This window comes from Paraburkholderia lebeckiae, assembly GCF_050436325.1.
Lineage (GTDB): Bacteria > Pseudomonadota > Gammaproteobacteria > Burkholderiales > Burkholderiaceae > Paraburkholderia > Paraburkholderia tuberum.
This window is the reverse complement of sequence record NZ_JBNDLZ010000003.1, coordinates 3,130,201-3,152,128: the sequence shown is the minus strand read 5'-3', so window position 1 is coordinate 3,152,128 and position 21,928 is coordinate 3,130,201. Positions and strand designations below refer to the sequence as shown.

General features: G+C 63.9%; 24 protein-coding genes and 1 other RNA gene. 8 read left to right on the top strand and 17 right to left on the bottom strand.

What is annotated here, in order from left to right; translation table 11 throughout:
• Window positions 1-60: 60 nt before the first annotated feature.
• Entirely contained in the window at window positions 61-300 is a 240-nt protein-coding gene (locus OKW44_RS32540; protein WP_018421774.1) for a hypothetical protein, read from the bottom strand.
• Window positions 301-431: 131 nt separating this feature from the next.
• Here OKW44_RS32540 and ruvC point away from each other — a divergent pair, with 131 nt between their 5' ends.
• From ruvC to OKW44_RS32520, 4 genes are all read left to right on the top strand, one after another.
• Window positions 432-974, top strand: a complete 543-nt coding sequence (gene ruvC / locus OKW44_RS32535; protein ID WP_018421775.1) for a crossover junction endodeoxyribonuclease RuvC — start codon at window positions 432-434, stop codon at window positions 972-974.
• Window positions 975-1,063: 89 nt separating this feature from the next.
• On the top strand, window positions 1,064-1,645 hold the full coding sequence (gene ruvA, locus OKW44_RS32530) for a Holliday junction branch migration protein RuvA (RefSeq protein WP_018421776.1): 582 nt from the start codon (window positions 1,064-1,066) through the stop codon (window positions 1,643-1,645).
• A 30-nt stretch (window positions 1,646-1,675) separates the two neighbouring features.
• Window positions 1,676-2,737 (top strand): Holliday junction branch migration DNA helicase RuvB, encoded by a 1,062-nt coding sequence (gene ruvB, locus OKW44_RS32525; RefSeq protein WP_018421777.1) that lies wholly within the window; start codon window positions 1,676-1,678, stop codon window positions 2,735-2,737.
• Between the two features lie 23 nt (window positions 2,738-2,760).
• Window positions 2,761-3,738 (top strand): oxygenase MpaB family protein, encoded by a 978-nt coding sequence (locus OKW44_RS32520; RefSeq protein WP_018421778.1) that lies wholly within the window; start codon window positions 2,761-2,763, stop codon window positions 3,736-3,738.
• Between the two features lie 36 nt (window positions 3,739-3,774).
• Here OKW44_RS32520 and OKW44_RS32515 read toward each other — a convergent pair whose 3' ends face one another.
• From OKW44_RS32515 to tyrS, 3 genes are all read right to left on the bottom strand, one after another.
• Window positions 3,775-4,443: a histidine phosphatase family protein gene (locus OKW44_RS32515; protein WP_018421779.1), complete on the bottom strand. Its 669-nt coding sequence runs from the start codon at window positions 4,441-4,443 to the stop codon at window positions 3,775-3,777.
• A gap of 102 nt (window positions 4,444-4,545) precedes the next feature.
• Window positions 4,546-5,004: a D-aminoacyl-tRNA deacylase gene (gene dtd / locus OKW44_RS32510; RefSeq protein WP_018421780.1), complete on the bottom strand. Its 459-nt coding sequence runs from the start codon at window positions 5,002-5,004 to the stop codon at window positions 4,546-4,548.
• Window positions 5,001-6,251 (bottom strand): tyrosine--tRNA ligase, encoded by a 1,251-nt coding sequence (gene tyrS, locus OKW44_RS32505; protein ID WP_018421781.1) that lies wholly within the window; start codon window positions 6,249-6,251, stop codon window positions 5,001-5,003. Before tyrS ends, dtd begins: the two co-directional genes overlap by 4 nt.
• A gap of 179 nt (window positions 6,252-6,430) precedes the next feature.
• On the opposite strand from tyrS, the gene OKW44_RS32500 reads away from it, so the two are divergent.
• Window positions 6,431-7,561, top strand: a complete 1,131-nt coding sequence (locus OKW44_RS32500; RefSeq protein ID WP_026226034.1) for an anhydro-N-acetylmuramic acid kinase — start codon at window positions 6,431-6,433, stop codon at window positions 7,559-7,561.
• A gap of 121 nt (window positions 7,562-7,682) precedes the next feature.
• On the opposite strand, the gene erpA is transcribed toward OKW44_RS32500, so the two are convergent.
• The 3 genes from erpA to rplM all read right to left on the bottom strand — a co-directional run bounded on the left by erpA (window position 7,683) and on the right by rplM (window position 9,116).
• Window positions 7,683-8,048 (bottom strand): iron-sulfur cluster insertion protein ErpA, encoded by a 366-nt coding sequence (gene erpA / locus OKW44_RS32495; RefSeq protein WP_013090506.1) that lies wholly within the window; start codon window positions 8,046-8,048, stop codon window positions 7,683-7,685.
• A 235-nt stretch (window positions 8,049-8,283) separates the two neighbouring features.
• A complete protein-coding gene (gene rpsI, locus OKW44_RS32490) occupies window positions 8,284-8,676 on the bottom strand; it encodes a 30S ribosomal protein S9 (RefSeq protein ID WP_011489810.1) in 393 nt (130 codons plus the stop codon).
• 11 nt (window positions 8,677-8,687) lie between these two features.
• Window positions 8,688-9,116 carry a 50S ribosomal protein L13 gene (gene rplM / locus OKW44_RS32485; protein WP_013090508.1) on the bottom strand — a complete coding sequence of 143 codons (429 nt, stop codon included), beginning with the start codon at window positions 9,114-9,116 and terminating at the stop codon, window positions 8,688-8,690.
• 632 nt (window positions 9,117-9,748) lie between these two features.
• Here rplM and OKW44_RS32480 point away from each other — a divergent pair.
• Window positions 9,749-10,171 carry an OsmC family protein gene (locus tag OKW44_RS32480; RefSeq protein WP_026226035.1) on the top strand — a complete coding sequence of 141 codons (423 nt, stop codon included), beginning with the start codon at window positions 9,749-9,751 and terminating at the stop codon, window positions 10,169-10,171.
• A gap of 86 nt (window positions 10,172-10,257) precedes the next feature.
• Here the strand turns inward: OKW44_RS32480 and rnpB are convergent.
• The 3 genes from rnpB to pyrC all read right to left on the bottom strand — a co-directional run bounded on the left by rnpB (window position 10,258) and on the right by pyrC (window position 12,708).
• Window positions 10,258-10,671, bottom strand: an RNA gene (rnpB, locus tag OKW44_RS32475) — RNase P RNA component class A.
• A gap of 35 nt (window positions 10,672-10,706) precedes the next feature.
• Window positions 10,707-11,636, bottom strand: coding sequence for a DUF3025 domain-containing protein (locus OKW44_RS32470; RefSeq protein WP_018421784.1), 930 nt, complete (start codon window positions 11,634-11,636; stop codon window positions 10,707-10,709).
• Window positions 11,637-11,646: 10 nt separating this feature from the next.
• Window positions 11,647-12,708 (bottom strand): dihydroorotase, encoded by a 1,062-nt coding sequence (pyrC, locus tag OKW44_RS32465; protein WP_018421785.1) that lies wholly within the window; start codon window positions 12,706-12,708, stop codon window positions 11,647-11,649.
• Between the two features lie 163 nt (window positions 12,709-12,871).
• Here pyrC and OKW44_RS32460 point away from each other — a divergent pair, with 163 nt between their 5' ends.
• Entirely contained in the window at window positions 12,872-13,831 is a 960-nt protein-coding gene (locus OKW44_RS32460) for a class II glutamine amidotransferase (protein WP_084754170.1), read from the top strand.
• 98 nt (window positions 13,832-13,929) lie between these two features.
• Here OKW44_RS32460 and OKW44_RS32455 read toward each other — a convergent pair whose 3' ends face one another.
• The 6 genes from OKW44_RS32455 to OKW44_RS32430 form a co-directional block, all read right to left on the bottom strand.
• A complete protein-coding gene (locus OKW44_RS32455) occupies window positions 13,930-14,655 on the bottom strand; it encodes an amino acid ABC transporter ATP-binding protein (RefSeq protein ID WP_018421787.1) in 726 nt (241 codons plus the stop codon).
• Window positions 14,652-15,329, bottom strand: a complete 678-nt coding sequence (gltK, locus tag OKW44_RS32450; protein WP_018421788.1) for a glutamate/aspartate ABC transporter permease GltK — start codon at window positions 15,327-15,329, stop codon at window positions 14,652-14,654. The genes OKW44_RS32455 and gltK overlap by 4 nt, the downstream gene beginning before the upstream one ends.
• A complete protein-coding gene (locus OKW44_RS32445) occupies window positions 15,329-16,069 on the bottom strand; it encodes an amino acid ABC transporter permease (protein WP_018421789.1) in 741 nt (246 codons plus the stop codon). Before OKW44_RS32445 ends, gltK begins: the two co-directional genes overlap by 1 nt.
• A 91-nt stretch (window positions 16,070-16,160) precedes the next feature.
• On the bottom strand, window positions 16,161-17,054 hold the full coding sequence (locus OKW44_RS32440) for a glutamate/aspartate ABC transporter substrate-binding protein (protein WP_018421790.1): 894 nt from the start codon (window positions 17,052-17,054) through the stop codon (window positions 16,161-16,163).
• Window positions 17,055-17,336: 282 nt separating this feature from the next.
• Complete coding sequence (locus OKW44_RS32435) at window positions 17,337-18,659, bottom strand: Glu/Leu/Phe/Val family dehydrogenase (RefSeq protein ID WP_018421791.1); 1,323 nt, start codon at window positions 18,657-18,659, stop codon at window positions 17,337-17,339.
• Between the two features lie 162 nt (window positions 18,660-18,821).
• Window positions 18,822-19,778, bottom strand: coding sequence for a LysR family transcriptional regulator (locus tag OKW44_RS32430; protein WP_018421792.1), 957 nt, complete (start codon window positions 19,776-19,778; stop codon window positions 18,822-18,824).
• A 164-nt stretch (window positions 19,779-19,942) separates the two neighbouring features.
• Between OKW44_RS32430 and purB the strand changes: the two genes are divergently transcribed.
• Window positions 19,943-21,331 (top strand): adenylosuccinate lyase, encoded by a 1,389-nt coding sequence (gene purB / locus OKW44_RS32425; protein ID WP_018421793.1) that lies wholly within the window; start codon window positions 19,943-19,945, stop codon window positions 21,329-21,331.
• 98 nt (window positions 21,332-21,429) lie between these two features.
• On the opposite strand, the gene OKW44_RS32420 is transcribed toward purB, so the two are convergent.
• Window positions 21,430-21,924: a gluconokinase gene (locus OKW44_RS32420; protein WP_018421794.1), complete on the bottom strand. Its 495-nt coding sequence runs from the start codon at window positions 21,922-21,924 to the stop codon at window positions 21,430-21,432.
• Between the last annotated feature and the right edge of the window lie 4 nt (window positions 21,925-21,928).

The window sequence follows — 21,928 nt, the reverse complement described above, 5'->3', positions numbered from 1 at the left end:
TAGCCGCAAGACAGGCCCGGCGGGTTGTCCCGCCGGGCCTTTTGTTTCGAGGCGACGCGTTCAATCGTCCGGCTCTTTGCGCGCATAACCGTCCCGCACCTGCGCATGCTGGCTGATGTACGTGCCCAAACCCCGGCCCCGCCGCGCGAGACGTTTCAGCACTGCGACATGTTCGGCGCCGACACTCGCCTCTGTGTACCAATACACGACGCCCGGCCGAAAGCGCACCTTGATGAAATCGTCGCCGATTTCGTAAGCGTCGACACCCGAGTCGCCGCTGAGATTGCGGTAGCGCTCCATTCTCGATCGCCCTCCTTGAGCAAAGCCTTTAGCAGCTTTTATTCCGCTAAGCATGCTGCCAGCGGGCCGCCGCGCGCCGCGTTCGTTGTAGTATCGCAGGCACCCGGTTTTTATCGCTTGTGCGGCACCTCATGAGAATTCTCGGCATCGACCCCGGCCTGCGCGTGACCGGCTTCGGCGTGATCGAACAACACGGCCACACACTGAGCTACGTCGCGAGCGGCGTGATCCGCACCGCCGACGCCGACCTGCCGTCGCGGCTCGGCACCATCTTCGCGGGCATCTCGACGCTGATCCGCGAGCACGCGCCGGATCAGGCGGCGATCGAAAAAGTCTTCGTCAACGTCAATCCGCAGTCGACGCTGCTGCTCGGCCAGGCGCGCGGCGCCGCGATCTGCGGGCTCGTCGCGGGCGGCGTGCCGGTCGCCGAATACACCGCGCTGCAACTGAAGCAGTCGGTGGTCGGCTATGGCCGCGCGACCAAGGAGCAAATGCAGCAGATGGTTGTGCGGCTGCTGAGCCTGTCGGGCGTGCCCGGCACAGACGCCGCCGACGCGCTCGGCATGGCAATCTGCCACGCGCACGGCGGTTCGATACTGAGCACGCTCGGCGGCATCGCACCGGCGCTCGCGAAGAAGGGTCTGCGCGTGCGGCGCGGCCGTCTGGTCGGCTAGCGCGACGCATGACCCGCCATGCCGTTCGCGCCGCCGAGCCGCTGCGCTACACTCGCGCTTTCCCATCCGACTCTGAAAACTAATCCACCATGATCGGTCGCATTGCCGGCGTTCTGCTGGAAAAAAATCCGCCGCATCTGCTCGTCGACTGCAACGGCGTCGGCTATGAAGTGGACGTGCCGATGAGCACCTTCTACAACCTGCCGTCGACCGGCGAGCGCATCGTGCTGCTCACGCAGATGATCGTGCGCGAGGACGCGCATCTGCTGTACGGCTTCGGCACCGCGCAGGAACGCGCGACGTTCCGCGAACTGCTGAAGATTTCCGGCATCGGCGCGCGCATGGCGCTCGCGGTGCTGTCAGGCATGAGCGTCGCGGAGCTCGCGCAGACCGTCACGATGCAGGACGCCGCGCGGCTCACGCGCGTACCGGGCATCGGCAAGAAGACCGCCGAGCGGCTGCTGCTCGAACTGAAGGGCAAGCTCGGCGCCGACCTCGGCGCGATGGCGGGCGCCGCGTCGCCATCCGACCACGCCTCCGACATCCTCAATGCGCTGCTCGCGCTCGGCTACTCGGAAAAAGAAGCGCTCGCGGCAATCAAGAACGTCCCGGCCGGTACGGGCGTGTCCGAGGGCATCAAGCTCGCGTTGAAGGCGCTGTCGAAGGGCTAAGCTCCAAGCCACGCGCGTTACAATGACCGCATGATCGAAACCGACAAACTCGCCGCCGAGCGCATCATCGCGGCCACGCCCGTGTCGCCGAACGAAGAAGCGTTCGAGCGCGCGCTGCGCCCGCGTCAGCTCGACGAATATGTCGGGCAGGAGAAAGTGCGCGGCCAGCTCGAAATCTTCATCGAGGCCGCGAAGCGCCGTTCCGAATCGCTAGACCACGTGCTGCTGTTCGGGCCGCCGGGCCTCGGCAAGACCACGCTCGCGCACATCATCGCGCGCGAGATGGGCGTCAATCTGCGGCAAACGTCGGGGCCGGTGCTCGAACGCGCCGGCGACCTCGCCGCGCTGCTGACAAATCTCGAAGCCAACGACGTTCTTTTCATCGACGAAATCCACCGGCTCTCGCCGGTCGTCGAGGAAATCCTGTACCCAGCGCTCGAGGATTATCAGATCGACATCATGATCGGCGAAGGGCCGGCCGCGCGCAGCGTGAAGCTCGATTTGCAGCCGTTCACGCTGGTCGGCGCGACCACACGCGCTGGTATGCTGACCAATCCGCTGCGCGACCGCTTCGGCATCGTCGCGCGACTCGAGTTCTATAACGCCGAGGAGCTCGCGCGCATCGTCACGCGTTCGGCCGCGCTGCTCGGCGCGCAGATCCATCCGGACGGCGCATTCGAAATCGCCCGTCGCGCGCGCGGCACGCCGCGTATCGCGAACCGCCTGCTGCGGCGCGTGCGCGACTTCGCCGAAGTGAAGGCCGACGGCAACATCACCGCGCAGGTGGCCGACGCCGCGCTCCGCATGCTCGACGTCGACGCGGTCGGCTTCGATCTGATGGACCGCAAGCTGCTCGAAGCGATCCTGTACAAGTTCGACGGCGGCCCGGTCGGTGTCGACAATCTCGCGGCGGCAATCGGCGAGGAGCGCGACACGATCGAAGACGTGCTCGAGCCGTATCTGATCCAGCAGGGCTTCCTGCAGCGCACGCCGCGCGGCCGCATCGCCACGCTGCTCACGTACCGGCACTTCGGACTGGCCGCGCCGGATTCGGCGAGCGCGCGGCCGGGTCTGTGGGATTCCACGAACTGAGTCACGCGACGAGGCCGACCAGGATGTCAGACCAGACCCAGCAACCCGGCCCTTCCAACCGTTCACCTGTCAATCCCGCCGGCGACCCGTCCGGCAATTTCACTCAGCGCCTGACCCACCGCCTGCGCTCGAAGCTCGCCGCCGGCGTCACGCATCTGACGACCGGCAGCGGAGCGGTGCTCGACTACTCGTCGCCACCGGGCGACCCCGGTCTGTTCGGGCCGGACTCCGTCTGCTGGAAGGTCCACGCCGACTTCACGTCGATGATGACGGGCGGCATCAGCGCGCTGCTGCTTCAGGCGCTGCATCCGCTCGCGCTCGCGGGCGTCTGGGATCACTCGAGCTTTCGCACCGACATCCTGGGCCGGCTGCGTCGCACGGCGACGTTCATCGCCGGCACGACGTACGGCAGCAAGAACGATGCGCTCGCGCTGATCGAGCGCGTGAAGCGTATTCATCTCGACGTGACCGGCGTCGCACCGGACGGCCAGTCGTATCGCGCGAGCGAGCCCGCGCTGCTGACGTGGGTGCACGTCGCGGAAGTGTCGAGCTTTATGACCGCGCATCTGCGCTATGTGAATCCGGTGCTGTCCGTCGCGGCGCAGGATCAATACTTCGCGGAAACCGCGCGCATCGCGGAAATGCTCGGCGCCGTCGATATTCCGCGCTCGCGCGCCGAGATCGAGGCGTACCTGCTCGCGATGCGGCCTGCGCTCGTCGCGAGCGAGCGCACGCGCGAAGTCGTGAGGATTCTGATGAACGCGCCGGCACCGAGCTTCGCGATGCGACCCGCCGGCACGCTGATGCTCAACGCGGGGGTCGATCTGTTGCCCGACTGGGCGCAGACGATGCTCGGCTTGAATCGCCACGCGGCGCTGCGTCGAACCTTCGCGCGGCCTGGCGTGCGGGTCGTCGCGCCGGTGATCCGCTGGGCGCTGGTCAATGGAGTATCGAAGCGGGCCAGGCGGCGCGCGGCGGCGGCGGTGCGGGAGCAGGGTTGACTGCGGCACGCGTCTCGGGCCATTGCCCGCCTTTGCTTACCGCCCCGGTCCCTTCCTGAAACCATCATCGTCGGCGCTGCCCGCGTCGAGATGCGTTACGTCCGCCCACGACACGATCGTCGCGCGACCGTCCCCGTAATCCACGACGTTCAGGCTGGTGTTCAGAAGCGGGTAGTCGCGCGGTGCGTCGAGCCGCATGCCGGTTGCAAAGCGGCGCACGCAGTCGAGCACGCCGCCATGCGTGACACAGGCGATGCGCCCGCCCGGATGCGCGGCGACGAGCGGCTCGATCGCATGCACGATGCGGTGGTAGAACACGCGGTGCGACTCGCCCTCGGGCGGCGCGAAGCCAGGATCGCGGGTTTGCCACTGCGCGTATTCGTCGGGGAAACGCAGCGCGATCTCGTCGCTGTCATGGCCCTGGAACGCGCCGTACGAGCGCTCGCGCAAGTTCTCGCGCGACTGCAGGGGCAGGCCAAGCGCCTCGCCGATCGGCTGCGCGGTCTGCTCCGCGCGCTGCAAGTCGCTCGCATAGATCGCGTCGAGCCGCGCGCCCTGCTTCGCCTCGTCGGCGAGGCGCTGCGCGAGACGTCGCGCCTGCGCGACGCCGGTCGTCGCGAGCGGAATGTCGATGTGGCCTTGAATGCGCTTGATACGGTTCCAGTCGGTCTCGCCGTGCCGGATAAACAGGATCTGCGTCGTCATGAGAGAGAGGTGCCGTTCGCGGTTGTGTCGAGCGACTATTGTCGCAAAATGCAGCGGCACGGCTCGCGTGCGGCGAGGGCGGGCTCTAACGTTTGCGTTCTGTTATGCGTTGGTCTGCAACCAGAACGTGACCGGCCCGTCGTTGACGAGCGACACCTGCATATCCGCGCCGAACTCGCCAGTCTCGACGATCGGATGCTTCGCGCGCGCGGCCGCGACGAAGTAGTCGAACAGGCGCTTGCCCTCGTCGGGCGGCGCGGCCGGCGTGAAGCTCGGGCGCAGGCCGCTGTTGGTATCGGCCGCGAGCGTGAACTGCGACACGAGCAGCAGCCCGCCCGCGCGTCCGGCGCCGTCGAGATTCTGCACCGACAGGTTCATCTTGCCGGCCGCGTCGCTGAACACGCGGTAACCGAGCACCTTGGCGAGCAGCTTGTCGGCCGTGGCCTCGGTGTCGCCGCGCTCCGCGCAGACCAGCGCAAGCAGGCCCGCGTCGATCGCGCCGGTCACGCGATCGGCGATGCGCACTTCGGCGCGCCGCACGCGTTGGATTAGCGCGATCACGCCGTCAGCGTCACGCGCGCGAAACGGCGCTTGCCGACCTGCACGACGTACTCGCCCGCTTCGACCTTCAGGCTCTTGTCGGACACCGCGGTGCCGTCGATCTTCACGCCGCCTTGCTCGATATTGCGGAGCGCCTCGCTAGTCGACGGTACGAGGTTCGCCTGCTTCAGCAACTGGCCGATCGCGAGCGGTGCGCCCGCGAGCGTCACGGCCTGGATATCGTCGGGCACGCCGCCCTTCGCGCGATGGTTGAAGTCCTCGAGCGCGCGTTCGGCGTCCGCCTGCGAGTGGAAGCGCGCGACGATTTCCTGGCCGAGCATCACCTTGAAATCGCGCGGATTACGGCCCGCGTCGGCCTCGCGCTTGAAGCCGGCGATTTCGTCCATCGGACGGAACGACAGCAGTTCGAAGTACCGCCACATCAGCGTGTCGGAGACGCTCATCAGCTTGCCGAACATGTCGGTCGGCTTTTCGCTGATGCCGATGTAGTTGTTCTTCGACTTCGACATTTTCTCGACGCCGTCGAGCCCTTCGAGCAGCGGCATCGTCAGGATGCACTGCTGCTCCTGGCCGTACTGCTTCTGCAACTCGCGACCCACCAGCAGGTTGAACTTCTGATCCGTGCCGCCGAGCTCCAGGTCCGCGTTCAGCGCGACCGAGTCGTAGCCCTGCATCAGCGGGTACAGGAATTCGTGGATCGAGATCGGCACGCCGCCCTGGAAGCGCTTCGTGAAGTCCTCGCGCTCGAGAATGCGTGCGACCGTGTAGCGCGACGCAAGCTTGATCATGCCGTCGGCGCCTAGCGGCATCGACCATTCGCTGTTGTAGCGAATCTCGGTCTTGTCGCGATCGAGCACGAGCGCGGCTTGCTCGAAATAGGTCTTCGCGTTCGATTCGATCTGCTCGCGCGTGAGCGGCGGGCGGGTCGCGTTGCGCCCGGACGGGTCGCCGATCAGCGACGTGAAGTCGCCGATCAGGAAAATCACCGTGTGGCCGAGGTCCTGCAGCTGGCGCATCTTGTTCAGCACGACCGTGTGGCCGATGTGGATGTCGGGTGCGGTCGGATCGAGCCCGAGCTTGATGCGCAGCGGCTTGGCCGTCGCCGCGCTGCGCGCGAGCTTTTGCGCGAATTCGTCTTCGATCAGCAGTTCGTCGACGCCGCGCTTGGTCACGGCGAGCGCGTGACGGACTTCGTCGGTGATCGGGAAGGCGGAAGCGGGATTGGGCTGGGTGGACTCGGTGCTCATGCTGGAAACGTGAAGTCGCGAAAAAACAGGATTGTCCCATAGATGCGCGCCGCCGCGCCCACTCACGCGCCCCGCACGGCCCTGCGACCGGCCAATTCGTTGCAGCTCGCATCACCTTCGCCGTTTGCGCCGATAATCTGCTACAACGAATCGCAATGAACATCGACAGGAGCAGCGACGTGGCGCAAGATCCCGCAGACGGCATCTATTTCGGACTGATGTCCGGAACCAGCATGGACGGTGTGGACGGCGTGGCCGTCCGGTTTGCCAATGGGAAGCCGCCCGAGGTCCTGGCCGAAGCGTTCGTCGGCTTTTCGGCCGGCATCCGCGAAGCGCTGTTCGCGCTTCAACAGCCGGGGGACAACGAGATCGAGCGCGAGTCGCTCGCCGCCAACGCGCTCGCGACGCGCTACACGGTGTGCTGCCACGATCTGCTGCGCGACAGCCGCGTATCGGCCGATGACGTCCGCGCAATCGGCGTCCATGGGCAGACCGTGCGGCATCGGCCGGAAAAGGGGTATACGCGGCAGATCAACAACCCGGCGCTGCTCGCGGAAATGCTCCATATCGACGTGGTCGCCGATTTCCGCAGCCGCGACGTCGCGGCAGGCGGCCAGGGCGCGCCGCTCGTGCCCGCTTTTCATGCGACGATCTTCGGTGCGAAGGACGAAACGCGCGTCGTCTGCAATCTTGGCGGAATCAGCAACATCACAATCCTGAACGCGGCCGGCGGCGTGCGCGGCTTCGACTGCGGCCCGGCGAACGCGCTGCTCGACGTGTGGGCCGAGCGCCAGCTCGGCAAGCCATTCGACGAGAACGGTCATTTCGCGGCGAGTGGCCAGGTCGATCGCAAGCTGCTGAACGCTTTGCTCGACGAACCATTCTTCGCAGAGCAGCCGCCCAAGAGCACCGGCCGCGATCTGTTCAACACCGCATGGCTCGATGCGAAGCTCGAGCCGTTCTCCGCGCTCGCACCAGCCGACGTACAGGCGACGCTCGTCGCGTTGACCGCGGTGACGGTCGCGCGCGAGATTGAGCGGCATGCATCCGATGCGCGGGCCGTGTACGTGTGCGGCGGCGGCGCGCGCAATCCGGAGATCATGAAGGCGTTGCGGCAGGCGCTCGAAGACAGCGGCGTAAGCGGCGTGCCCGTGATGACGACCGACGCGCTCGGCGTGCCGCCGAGCCAGGTTGAGCCGCTCGCGTTCGCGTGGCTCGCGATGCGCTGCATCGCGCGTCTGCCGGGCAGTCTGCCAAGCGTGACGGGAGCGTCCGCGGAGCGGGTGCTGGGGGCGATTTATCCGCGCTGAGAAGGGATGAACTGAAAACAAACACCTTTTGTTGCCGCACGCGGATTCTGCGGCACGAAGGCAATGAAAAACGGGGCCTCTCGGCCCCGTTTCTTCGCTCTGGCTTGACGAGCCTTTGCGCTCAGACCGAGAACGACGAACCGCAACCGCACGTCGTGGTCGCGTTCGGGTTCTTGATAACGAACTGCGCGCCGTTGATGTCGTCCTTGTAGTCGATTTCGGCGCCGACCAGGTACTGGTAGCTCATCGAGTCGATCAGCAGCTGGACGCCGCTCTTGTTCATCACGGTGTCGTCTTCGTTGATCGCTTCATCAAACGTGAAGCCGTATTGGAAGCCCGAGCAGCCGCCGCCCTGCACGAACACGCGCAGCTTGAGCTCCGGGTTGCCTTCCTCATCGATCAGTTGCTTGACCTTGTCAGCCGCTGCGTCGGTGAAGACGAAGGGGGCCGGCATCTCGGTCACGGGGGTGTCGGTGACTGCGTTCATTTCGAACTCTCCAAAAAGCTTTAGCCGATATTGTAGGGCTGTTCCGGATATCGTGCTGAAGTCCACAAAATCAATGCGCTCTTGCTGCAAGGTCGATGCGAGGCGATCCGTTGGCACTTGAGCGAACGGGACCGGGGTGCGAACCCCGGCGAACCATAAAAAAAGCCGCCTTCGCGCGTGGCGTTGGCGGCTTTTGCTGCAAACCGGCGCGAGGGCCGGTTCACGCCCGAAACGATTAACGCTTCGAGAATTGCTTGCGGCGACGTGCCTTGTGGAAGCCGACCTTCTTACGTTCGACTTCACGAGCGTCACGCGTCACGAAGCCAGCCTTCGACAGTTCCGGCTTCAGCGTTGCGTCATAGTCCATCAGCGCGCGGGTGATGCCGTGGCGAACCGCACCGGCTTGCCCCGTTTCACCGCCGCCCGTCACGTTGACCTTGATGTCGAACGTGACACCGTGGTTCGTGAGTTCCAGCGGTTGACGCACGATCATCAGCGACGTTTCGCGCGAGAAGTAGTCGGCGATGGGCTTGCCGTTCACAACGATGTCGCCCTTGCCTGCCTTGATGAACACGCGAGCGACGGCGCTCTTGCGGCGGCCCGTGCCGTAATTCCAGTTACCGATCATGTGGGCTCCCCTTAGATCTCGAGCGCCTTCGGCTGTTGTGCCGAATGCGGATGCGTTGCGTCAGCGTAGACCTTCAGCTTCTTGATCATCGCGTAGCCGAGCGGACCCTTCGGCAGCATGCCCTTGACCGCTTTCTCGAGCGCGCGGCCCGGGAAGCGTTCCTGCATCTTGCCGAACGTCGTTTCATAGATACCGCCCGGGTAGCCCGAGTGACGGTAGTACTTCTTGTCGGTAACCTTGTTGCCCGTGACCTTCAGCTTGCCAGCGTTGATGACGATGATGAAATCACCGGTGTCGACGTGGGGAGTGAATTCAGGCTTGTGCTTGCCGCGAAGACGGTGTGCCACTTCGCTGGCGACACGCCCGAGAACCTTATCCGTCGCGTCAATCACGTACCATTCGCGCGTCACCTCATGGGCTTTTGCGGAAAACGTCTTCATGATCGATCCAAAAAAATTGCTGCGCCCAATGTTTTCTTTCCTGCTTGTAGTGTGCGCATCGAGGCGCGTGCAGGCTCTCCCTGGTTCTTCTTCCGCGGGCGCGGATGCGGAAAAGCCCTGAATTATAAAGGAATTTGTGCTGGCAAGTCAAAACGTGCGATGCGCTCGCCGCGCGCGGTCAGGAAATGGGGCGAAACGCCTGACAAACGCGGGCGAAAAAACCCGAACGAGCGGTTCGGGTTTAATCCACCAAAGGAGGAGGTGGAGGAGGTAGCGGAGGTTGCAGAACTGCTGCAACGATGGACTAAATGGTAAGAGTGCACCCTCGTGCAACGCAAGATGATTTGCATTGTGAAATCAATTTTCATAATGTGACAGATTCGATGCGCGGGGACGTTTGACGAAACTCCTTTTGGATCAAGCACTAAAGGCCAACGAATTCGAATCGCATCAGACATTCCCTAGACTAAGTTCCCTAAACTGGACGAGGAATTCTGCAACCCGCCCATTCCGCATCGCAAGAAGAAAGCAATCGCCGTGCATGAACGCCGGATGCGCTCAGCGTGCGCCAATCGTCAGACACAGGGCTACAATGCCGTCTCGACAAAGCGATGCGCGGTGGGAGAGACAGCATGGAATGCAAAGTAAGCTGGATGGGACAAGACGGGATGGCGTTCGCCGCCGAGACCGGCAGCGGTCATCTGGTCGCGATGGACGGCGCACCCGAGGGTGGCGGACGCAACCTCGCGCCGCGCCCGATGGAAATGGTGCTGCTCGGTACCGGCGGCTGCACCGCCTACGACGTCGTGATGATCCTGAAGAAGAGCCGCCAGGAGATCGCCGGCTGCTCTGTGACGCTGAAGGCCGAGCGCGCGAGCGAAGATCCGAAGGTGTTCACGAAGATCCACTTCCACTTCACGGTGACGGGCAAGAATCTGAACCCGGCGACCGTCGAGCGCGCGATCAACCTCTCGCACGACAAATACTGCTCGGCGTCGATCATGATCGCGAAGACCGCCGAGCTCACGCATTCATTCGACATCGTCGCGCTCTGAGCGCGATAGCGATGGCGGCCACGGCCGCCACTCCGCCCCAAATGAAAAAGCCGGCGTCCCAACGGACGCCGGCTTTTCTTATTCAGCGGCAAAGCAGGCCGATAAGCCGGATTCTGTGCACGCGCCGCGCCCGAAGACTCGACCCGCGTGGCAGCCATTCCTCTAGGCGCGCCATTACTGACGCGCTCAAGCTTCCTACCCGCAGACGAGACGGGGGCCCCGTCCTGCATCGCGAAGATGCGCGCCTGCCTACTTGGAATTGCTCCGGGTGGAGGTTACCGTGCCGGTCTGCCTTGCGACAGCCGCGGTGCGCTCTTACCGCACCGTTTCACCCTTACCTGATCCCGGCTTGCGCCGGGCCATCGGCGGTTTGCTTTCTGTTGCCCTATTCCGCGTGTCGCCACGGATGGCCGTTAGCCATCACCCTGCCCTGTGGAGTCCGGACTTTCCTCGCCCTCGTTGGCCGAAGCCGTCGAGGCCGCGACTGCCTGGCCTGCTTTGCTGGCGCGAATTTTAACACCGAACGCGGAAGCGCCTAGCGCTTGCGCCGCCCCGTGCGGAACACGGACGTGTCGTCGTAGAACGCCGGCGATTCGTTCTCGGGCCACCAGCCCGGAATGCCCAGCACCGGCAGCGGCGCGAACATGCGGCTCGTCAAAGCGTCGGGGCCCAGCAGCGCCGCGCTGACGGCTTCATCGAGCCATGCGTCGCGCGCCGGGGTGTCCCATTCGAAATACTCTGCCGGAACGTCGACGATCCATGCATGGCCGGTGCAGCCCTTGAACGGCGCGATCAGCTTTTCGAGCAGCGCATGGCCGAAGCACCGCACTTCGCAGCTCCGCCCCCACGCATCGCGCCACGCGATAAACAGCGTCTGCCACTCGAAGCCGCGTAGCGCGGCGCTCAGCGAAGAATCGGCGCAAGCGAACAGCAGCGCGTTTTCGTCGAAGAGAGTCAGCATGTCGCGCACGCCGCCACGCGTCGGGCCGACGCCGAGCACGTCGAGTTCCGCCGACTGGCGCGCGTTCAGCGCCGCCTTGATGCGCGGAAACGCGAACCACATCGAACCGTTGAAGAAGTCGTGCAGATTGTGGCGCGTCGGCACGCAACCGGTCGACGCTATATGCCCCTCGTACGCGGCACCCGGTGGCAGGTCGTCCTGCGCGATGAACGCAAGAGGCTGGCCGCGGCCGGTGGTCTGCTGCATCTGGGCGGCGTCGGCGTTCATCGCGGCGAGAAGGTCCGCGTAGCCGGTCAGCGCGGCTTGCTGCCAACGCTGACCGCGTGTGGCGAATTGCGCGAACCACGGCTTCGACCAGTCGATTGCGGCGAAGCACGGTGGCAGAGGCTCGGGTGCCATGCCGCGCGCAGCTTTGACCGCCGCGGCTTCATGCGCTACCGCGGAGCCCGCTTTCGCGGGCTTATCAATATTGGCTGCGCGCTGCCCCGCCTCACGCTCCCGCATCTACTGGAGCTCAAACGAGACGCCAGCCAATCGACTCTCCGCCTCGCAGCGGCACGACCGGCGTATCGCCGGCCGGCAGCTCGGCCGGCAGCGTCCATTCCTCGCGACGCAGCGTGACCTTCTCCGTATTGCGCGGCAGACGGTAGAAGTCCGGACCATGGAAGCTCGCGAAGCCTTCGAGCTTGTCGAGCGCGCCGGCCTTGTCGAATGCTTCGGTATAGAGCTCGAGCGCGTGCAGCGCGGTGTAACAGCCCGCGCAACCGCACGCGTGTTCTTTCAGCCCCTTCGGATGCGGCGCACTGTCGGTGCCGAGGAAGAAGCGCGGATCGCCCGAGGTCGCCGCCTCGACCAGCGCGACGCGATGGGTCTCGCGCTTGAGCACCGGCAGGCAGTAGTAATGCGGACGGATGCCGCCCTGGAAAATCGCGTTGCGGTTGTACAGCAGATGGTGCGCGGTGATCGTAGCGCCAAGCAGTTCCGGCGCGACGCCCGCTTCGCGGACGTAGTCGGCCGCGTCCTTCGTCGTGATGTGCTCGAACACGACCTTCAGCGCCGGAAATGCGCGGCGCAGCGGCATCATCACGCGATCGATGAAGACCTTTTCGCGATCGAACAGATCGATGTCCGAATCGGTCACCTCGCCATGCACGAGCAGCGGCATGCCGACTTCCTGCATCACTTCCAGCGTCTTCGCGCACTTCATCAGATCGGTGACGCCCGCGTCGGAGTTCGTCGTCGCGCCCGCCGGGTACAGCTTCACGCCGTGCACGAAGCCGCTCGCGCGCGCGCGGAGGATCTCGTCGGGCGGCGTGTTGTCGGTCAGGTACAGCGTCATCAGCGGCTCGAATTTCGCGCCCTCGGGAATCGCGGCGATGATGCGCTCGCGATATGCCTTCGCCATCGCGGTCGTCGTGACCGGCGGCTTCAGGTTCGGCATGATGATCGCGCGACCGAACTGGCGCGCGGTGTCAGGCAGCACGGCCGCGAGCATCGCGCCGTCGCGCACGTGCAGATGCCAGTCGTCCGGGCGGACCAGTGTGACGGAATCGGGGGAAACGTTGGAAGCAGTCATGGCAGGAATACGAGACTTCGCGCGCATCGCTGATCGACCGGTCAAACCGCGTTGTAGCGGCCCAAACACATGTCAATTTTGCTATTTGGCGTCTCCGGCTCGGTGATATGCTTGGAAAATCATCATTGTAACGGCTCACTCCGTTCACAGGCTCACCTGCAACATGTGCCAACTTCTCGGAATGAACTGCGCCGCGCCGACGGACGTCACGTTTTCCTTTACCGGCTTTGCGGCGCGTGGCGGCGTCACCGATCACCACGCCGACGGCTGGGGCATCGCTTTCTTTGAAGACAAGGCCTGCCGCTTGTTCATCGATCATCAATCGTCGGCCACGTCGCCGATCGCCGAGATGGTCAAGCGCTACCCGATCAAATCGAAAAACACGATCGCGCACATCCGCAAGGCGACGCAAGGGCACATCCTGCTCGAAAACTGCCACCCGTTCATGCGCGAACTGTGGGGGCGTCACTGGATCTTCGCGCATAACGGCGACCTGCAGGCTTACGCGCCGGAACTGAACGGCGTGTATCAGCCGGTCGGCACGACCGACAGCGAACTCTCGTTCTGCGCGCTGCTGGAAGGTTTGCGTAAGGCTTTTCCGGGCGCGCAGCAGCCGCCGCTTCACGAGCTGTTCGCCGCGCTCGAGACGCTCACGCGTGAAATCACGCAGTACGGCGTATTCAATTTCCTGATGTCTAACGGCCAGGCCCTGTTCGCGCATTGCTCGACGCATCTGCATTACCTCGTGCGTCGCTGGCCGTTTTCGACCGCGCATCTGGTCGACGCGGACGTGTCGATCGATTTCGCCAAATACACGACGCCCGAAGACCGCGTCGCGGTGATCGCGACCAAGCCGCTGACCGACAACGAAGTGTGGACCGCGTTCAAGCCCGGCGATCTGCTGATGTTCCAGCATGGCGACGTGATCGGCCACGCCAATATTCCGGTGCCGCAGTCGGTGCTCGAAAAGCTGCGCAATCCGGCGCTCGACGCATCGGCGTCGGCCACGACGATCGCGGCGTCGAACGGCGCGCACGCGGTGGGCACGAGCGGAACCACGCTTTCATCCGACAGCGAAACCGATCTCGAAGCCGCCGATGACACGGCAGCGTTCGAGTCGTAAGCCGCAGCGTCACCCTACGCCTGCGAAACAAAAAGCCGCTCCTCGGAGCGGCTTTTTTTTTCGTCGCGAACCCCGAAACGAGGCCTGCGCGCCCAGCCTCAGTGCAGAATCTTCGCGAGAAAATCCTTCGCGCGATCCGACTTCGGATTCGCGAAGAAGTCTTCCTTGCGGTCGTCTTCGACGATCAAACCCTTGTCCATGAAGATCACGCGATGCGCGACCTTCTTCGCGAAGCCCATTTCGTGCGTCACGCACATCATGGTCATGCCTTCCTGCGCGAGTTCGACCATCACGTCGAGCACTTCGTTGATCATCTCCGGGTCGAGCGCCGAGGTCGGTTCGTCGAACAGCATCGCGATCGGGTCCATGGAGAGCGCACGCGCAATCGCCACGCGCTGCTGCTGACCACCGGACAACTGCCCCGGATACTTGTCCGCATGCTCGCGCAGCCCCACTCGATCGAGCAGCTTCAGGCCCTTCGCGGTCGCCTCGTCGTTCGAGCGGCCCAGCACCTTGACCTGCGCGAGCGTCAGGTTCTGCACGATCGACAAATGCGGAAACAGCTCGAAATGCTGGAACACCATGCCGACCTTCGAGCGCAGCTTCGAGAGATTGGTTTTCTTGTCGGTCAGTGACTGTCCGTTGATGACGATCTCACCCTTCTGGAACGGCTCGAGTCCGTTGACGGTCTTGATCAGCGTGGACTTGCCCGAACCGGACGGCCCGCACACCACGACCACTTCGCCCTTTTTGACTTCCGTCGTGCAGTCGGTCAGCACCTGGAAATGGCCGTACCACTTCGAAACATTCTTGATAGAGATCATCTTGCGACCTTTTTCTGAAGACCTTTGACGAGGCTCGACGCGATCACGCAGATCACGAAATAACACGCGCCCGCGAACAGTACCATCTCGACGTTCGTGCCGTCACGATCGCCAATATTCGTAGCCGTGCGGAAGAAGTCGGCGAGGCTGATCACGTAGACGAGCGACGTGTCCTGAAACAGCACGATACCCTGCGTGAGCAGCAGCGGCACCATCGCGCGGAACGCCTGCGGCAGCACGATCAGGCGCATCGCCTGCCCATAGGTCATGCCGAGCGCGAACGACGCGTTGACCTGGCCGCGCGGCACCGCTTGAATGCCGGCGCGGATGATCTCTGAATAATACGCGGCCTCGAACAGCGAGAACGCGACCATCGCCGAAGCGAGCCGGATGTCGATGTCGGCCGACAGACCGAGCACGCTTTGCAGCACCTGCGGCACGATCAGGAAGAACCACAGCAGCACCATCACGAGCGGGATCGAACGGAAGAGCGTCACGTAAGCCTGCGCGAACCATCCGAGCGGCTTGATCGGCGACAGTCGGAACATCGCGAGAATGGTGCCCCAGATGATGCCGAATACGATCGCGATCAGCGTGATCTTGAACGTGATGATCGCGCCGGTCCATAGCGTAGGCAGCGCGCCCGGAATACCGCTCCAGTCGAAATGATGCATCACTTTCCTCCGATATAGCCGGGCAGCCGGGCCTTCACTTCGACCCAGCGCATCAGTTGCATCACGATCAGATTGATCAGCATGTATGCGACCGTGACCGCGATGAACGACTCGTAAGTTTGCGACGTGTAGTCGACGAGCTGGCGCGCCTGCGCGGACAGATCGAGCAGCCCGATCGTCGAGGCGACCGCGGAGTTCTTGAAGATGTTCAGAAACTCGGAGGTGAGCGGCGGCACGATGATCCGGTACGCGACCGGCAGCAGCACGTAGCGATACGTCTGCCATTGCGTGAAGCCCACCGCGAGACCGGCCGCGCGCTGGCCGCGCGGCAACGCGTTGATGCCCGAGCGCACCTGCTCGCACACGCGCGCGGCGGTGAAGAGCCCGAGACATACGATCGACGACGAGAAGAACTGCGCGCCCGGCGGCAATTGCTTGAACCAGTTGCCGATCGACACGGGCAGCAGCTCCGGTATCACCAGATACCAGATGAAGAACTGCACGATCAGCGGAATGTTACGGAAAATCGCGACGTAGACGGTGCCGACGCCCGACGCCCATTTGTTGGGCACCGTGCGCAGCACACCGAAGAGCGAGCCGACGATCAGCGCGATCACCCATGCCGACAGCGACACGGTGACCGTCACCCGCAGCCCCGAGAACAGCCAGCCCAGATAGGTGGTCGGCTCGCCCGTGGAGACGGGACTCAGCAGAATGCCCCAGTTCCAGTGATATGACATGACCAAGACTCCGGCAAAAAGAAACGGAAGAAGCGCGTGGCCCCTTCCGTTCCGTTCAGCGTTTCGAAAGTGTCGAAAAAGCAGCTAGGGTTTAGTCGATTGCCTTGTCGTTCGGATTCTTGAACAGCGCACGCATATCGTCGCTCATCGGGAAGTTCAGATTGAGGCCCTTCGGCGGGATCGGCGATTCGAACCAGCGCTTGTAGATCTGTTCGCCTTCGCCCGACGTTTGCACCTTCGCGATGGCGTCGTCGGCGACCTTCTTGAAGTCGGGGTCGTTCTTGCGCAGCATGCAGCCATACGCCTCCCGCGATTGCGGCGTGCCGACGATCACGAAATCGCCCGGGTTGTTCGACTTCGCGCGCTCGCCGGCGAGCAGCGCATCGTCCATCATGAACGCGGCGGCGCGACCCGTCGACAGCGTCAGGAACGACTCGCCGTGATCCTTCGCGCTGATGATGTTCATGCCCATGTTCTTCTCCTGGTTCATCTTGCGAAGCAGGCGCTCGGACGTGGTGCCGGCGGTCGTCACGACCGTCTTGCCCTTCAGGTCCGGGAAGTCCTTGATGCCGGAATCTTTCTTGGTCATCAGGCGCGTGCCGATCACGAAGATAGTGTTCGTGAAGGCGGCCTGTTGCTGACGCTCGAGGTTATTCGTGGTGGAGCCGCACTCGATGTCGACCGTGCCGTTCTGCACGAGCGGAATGCGGTTCTGCGACGTGACCGGCACGAGCTTCACCTTCAGGTTCGGCATGTTCAGCTTCTGCTTGACGGCCTCGACGATCTTCATCGCGTAATCCTGCGAGTAGCCGATCACGTTCTGCTTGTCGTCGTAATAGGAGAACGGGATCGACGATTCGCGATGGCCCAGCGAAATGACGCCCGTATCCTTGATCTTTTTCAGCGTGCCCGAGTCTTGCGCATGCACGCCAACCGTAAACAGTCCGAGAGTCGCGAGCAGCAGCGCGGCTTTTTTAATCTTCATCTTGATCTCCTTGGCAAGAACCGGCGCCAGTGTAACAAAGTAATTTTTCTGAAAGTATCGCTATTAACCATTCTGTTGCGCGCACGCCGCGATGGGCCCGCAGCGCCGCCGCACGGCCGTTTCGCGCATATGAGAAGGCGGGCGGCATCGATAGGATGCCGCCCGCCGGTCGAACACGCCGTCTTGTGGACCGCGTTGATGCACAAAGTTTCGGCGGTTTCGCCTCCCAGCCCGGATACGGGCCGCGTCACCGCCGTTTCAAACAAGATAGGACACGGTCCATCAGGGATACAAGCCGCGCATCTCGCGCGCCTGCAAAATCCGCTTACACGCGACGATGAACGCAGCCGTTCGCACCGACACGTTCTGCTCGCTCGACACCTGCCAAACCGCCGCGAACGCTTCGCGCATCACGCGCTCGAGGCGCTCGTTGATCTCGTCCTCGGTCCAGAAGAAGCTCGAGAAGTCCTGCACCCATTCGAAATATGACACTGTCACACCGCCGGCATTCGCGACCACGTCCGGAATCACGAGGATGCCGCGATCGTGCAGGATGTCGTCCGCCGCCGTGGTGGTCGGGCCGTTCGCGCCCTCAACGATGATCCTGGTCTTGATCTTGCCGGCGTTTTTTTCGGTGATCTGATTTTCCAGCGCCGCCGGAATCAGGATGTCCGACTCGACGGTCCAGAACTCATCATCGGTGATCGCGTCGGCTTCGGGGAAACCGCCGACGCCGCCCGTCTTCGCGACGTAGTCGAGCAGCGCGACCGCGTCGATGCCGGTGGACTTGTACACCGAGCCGGTGTGGTCCTGCACCGCGACGACTTTCGCGCCCGCCTCCTGGAACAGACGCGCGGCGATGCCGCCGACGTTGCCGAAGCCCTGCACCGCGATACGCGCGCCTTCGATGTCGAAGCCGATGCGGCGAGCCGCTTCGCAGCCCACCACGAATACGCCGCGGCCGGTCGCCTCGCGACGGCCGAGCGAGCCGCCGAGCGTGATCGGCTTGCCAGTCACGACGCCGGTGGCCGTCTGGCCCTGATTCATCGAGTACGTGTCCATCATCCAAGCCATGATCTGCTCGTTCGTGTTCACGTCCGGCGCGGGGATGTCGGTATTCGGTCCGATGATGATGCCGATCTCGCTAGTGTAGCGGCGCGTCACGCGCTCGAGCTCACCACGCGACAGCGTGCGCGGATCGACGCGGATGCCGCCCTTCGCGCCGCCGTACGGCACGTTCACCGCCGCATTCTTCACCGACATCCACGCGGACAGCGCCATCACTTCGGAGAGCGTAACGTCCTGGTGATAACGCACGCCGCCCTTGCCCGGACCGCGCGACACGTTGTGTTGCACGCGATAACCCTCGAAGTGCGCGACCGTGCCGTTGTCGAGTTCGATGGGCACGTCGACGACGAGAATGCGCTTCGGGCGCTTCAGGGTTTCGAGCCAGCGGGACAGCGAACCGAGATACGGCGCGACGCGGTCGACCTGGCGCAGATAGTTGCCCCAGGGGCCGAGGTCTTCGCGATTGAGGTAGGACGGAACGGACTGCAACGTTGAGGCGGCTTGTACCGATTCTGCGGCTTGTTGTTGGGATGACATGAACGCTCCGGCGTTTGATCGAGTACGGGCATTGTGGAAAAACGCCGTATCGAAATCCAATGCCGTTTCCTTATCCCGTTATGTTTTTTTTGCATAACGTTCGCAAAGCCGCAAATTCGCGTCGTCGGGACGCAGGTTCGAGTTCGAGTTTTATGCGGCGGCTCAGGCGGCGCTCTGCCGGAGTTCCTCCGACACCACGTCCCACAACTGCCGCACGAGGATCTGGCGCGCGTCGTCGCTTTTCGCGGCGAGCTTGTCGCGATACAGGCGAATCTCCATGCTGAGCGTAAGCTGCCCTTCGGGCGTGCCGCGCGTCGCGCGATCGAGGCGGATCAGCCGGCCTTCGGCCACCGCATCTTCGACCGCGCTATGCGGCAGAAACGCGATGCCGTGACCGGCGAGCGCCATCGCCTTGAGCCCCTCGGCCATGTCGGTTTCGTAGAGCCGGTCAAGGTACAGGCGCTCCGGCGCGTTCGCGAGAATCACCTCGGTCATGCGCCCGAGGTACGCGTTCGGCGTGTACGACAGATACGGCGCGGGCGCATCGGCCGAGCCTGGCAGCGTGTGACGCGGCCGCCCCGCGCGGGCCGGCGCCGAGAACGGGCTGATCGGCTCGTGGCCGAGCGTCAGCATGTCGTAGCGTGCCGGATCGAGCGCGACCGGATGGCTCGGATGGTGGTAGCCCATCATCAGATCGCAGCCGCCTTCCACCAGCGAGAGCGCCGCGTCGTGCACGTTCAGCGCGCGCAGCCGCGTGTGGATCGGGCCCATCTGCGCCTCGATGCGCTGCAGCCAGCGCGGGAAGTAAGTGAGCGAGAGCGTGTGGGGGACCGCGAATTCGATCGTCGCCTGGGGCGTCGCCGTGTGGCCGCGCAGCAGCGCGCGCGCCTCGTGGAATTGCGACAGCATCGCGAGCGCCTGCTCGTTGAACACCTGACCGGCCGCCGTGAGCCGCGTCGGATAAACAGAGCGGTCGATCAGTTCCGTGCCGAGCCACGCTTCGAGCGCCTGGATGCGGCGCGAGAAAGCCGGCTGCGTGACGTGGCGCAACTCGGCCGAGCGGCTGAAGCTACGCGTTTCCGCGAGCGAAATGAAGTCTTCGAGCCATTTCAGTTCCATGCGATTGCGCTTGCCGTCGAGAGGGAAGAAGTCTGCATTCTAGCGGCGCGGATTGCGACCGACGCATCCGGGCGGGCCGATCGCATCACGGTGGTAAAATCCACGGTTCCCTCCGTTCCCGACCCGCTCGCTGAGCGCTCAACCGCTTCAACCCGGTCCTCATCATGTCCGACACCCGCCCCGACACCCTGTTCGCGCTGAACGCGCTTTCCCCGCTCGACGGCCGCTATGCCGCCAAAACCGAAGCCCTGCGCGACTGGCTCTCGGAAGCCGCCTTCATGCGCAATCGCGTGACGGTCGAAATCCACTGGCTGATCGCGCTGTCGCGCGCCGGCTTCGCCGAAGTGCCGCGCTTCTCCGAGGCGTCCGAGCAATTCCTGCTGCAACTGGCCGAGCGCTTCACCGCGCACGACGCCGCGCGCATCAAGGAAATCGAGCGCGTGACGAACCACGACGTGAAGGCCGTCGAATACTGGCTGAAGGAATCGGTGAAGGGCCATGAAGAACTGGAGCGCGCGAGCGAGTTCATCCACTTCGCGTGCACGTCGGAAGACATCAACAACACGTCGCACGGCCTGATGCTTGCCGGCGCGCGCGAACACGTGATCCTGCCGGCGCTGCGCTCGGTGCATCAACGCCTCGTTGCGCTCGCGCACGCGCACGCCGCCCAGCCGATGCTGTCGCGCACGCACGGCCAGCCGGCCAGCCCGACCACGCTCGGCAAGGAAATCGCCAACGTCGCCGCGCGGCTCGCGCGTGCGATCGAACGTATCGCGAAGGTCGAACTGCTCGGCAAGATGAACGGCGCGGTCGGCAACTTCAACGCGCACCTGTCCGCGTATCCGGAGTTCGACTGGGAAGCGTTCTCGAAGGATGTCGTCGAGAACCGTCTGAAGCTCACGTTCAATCCGTACACGATCCAGATCGAGCCGCACGACTACATGGCCGAGCTGTTCGACGCGATCACGCGCGCGAACACGATCCTGCTGGATCTGGACCGCGACGTGTGGGGCTACATCTCGGTCGGCTACTTCAAGCAGCGCACGAAGGCCGGCGAAATCGGTTCGTCGACGATGCCGCACAAGGTCAACCCGATCGACTTCGAAAACTCGGAAGGCAACCTCGGCCTCGCGAACGCGACGTTGCGTCACCTCGCCGACAAGCTGCCGGTGTCGCGCTGGCAGCGCGACCTGACCGACTCGACGGTGCTGCGCAACATCGGCGTCGCGTTTGGCTACTCGCTGCTCGCGTACGACTCGCTGATCCGCGGCCTCGACAAGCTCGAAGTGAACGCGCAGCGTCTGAACGAAGACCTCGACAACTGCTGGGAAGTGCTGGCCGAGCCGGTGCAGACCGTGATGCGCCGTTACGGCATCGAGAATCCGTACGAGCAGCTGAAGGAACTCACGCGCGGCAAGGGCATCACGCGCGAGGCACTGCAGAGCTTCATTGGCGGCCTGGCGATTCCGCAGGACGCGAAGGACCGCCTGCTCGCGATGACGCCCGGCTCGTACATCGGCCGGGCCGTCGAACTGGCGAAGCGGATCGGCTGATCGGCTGGCCCAGCTTCTTCAATGCGTAAAAAAGCCGCTCCGAGGAGCGGCTTTTTTACGTCCCGCGTTCGAAGCTGGAACGCGAAGCGATCAAAGACTCAGCGCGCTTCGACCTGCTTGAGCACCTCGTCGACGATCTGTTCCGGCGTCAGATCGATGCTGACCGTGATCGCTTCATCGTCACCGGGCTCCTCGAGCGTATCGATCTGGCTTTCCAGCAGCGACGGATCGAAGAAATGCCCGGTGCGATGCCCGAGACGCTCCGCGAGCACCTCGCGCGAACCCTTCAGGTAGACGAAGCACACGTCCTTGTCGCCGGCACGCAGAATGTCGCGATACGAGCGCTTCAGCGACGAACACGTGAACACCGCCGTCTCGCCCGCTTTCTGCTTTTCCTCGATCGCCGCGCGGATCGTCTTCAGCCACGGCCAGCGGTCTTCGTCGGTGAGCGGGATGCCGTGGTGCATCTTCTCCTTGTTCGCCGCACTATGGAACGCGTCGCCGTCGGTGAACGCGCAATGCAGGCGCTCGGCCAGCATTTCGCCAATCCTCGTCTTGCCGGCGCCCGACACGCCCATTGCGATCAGAATCATTTGA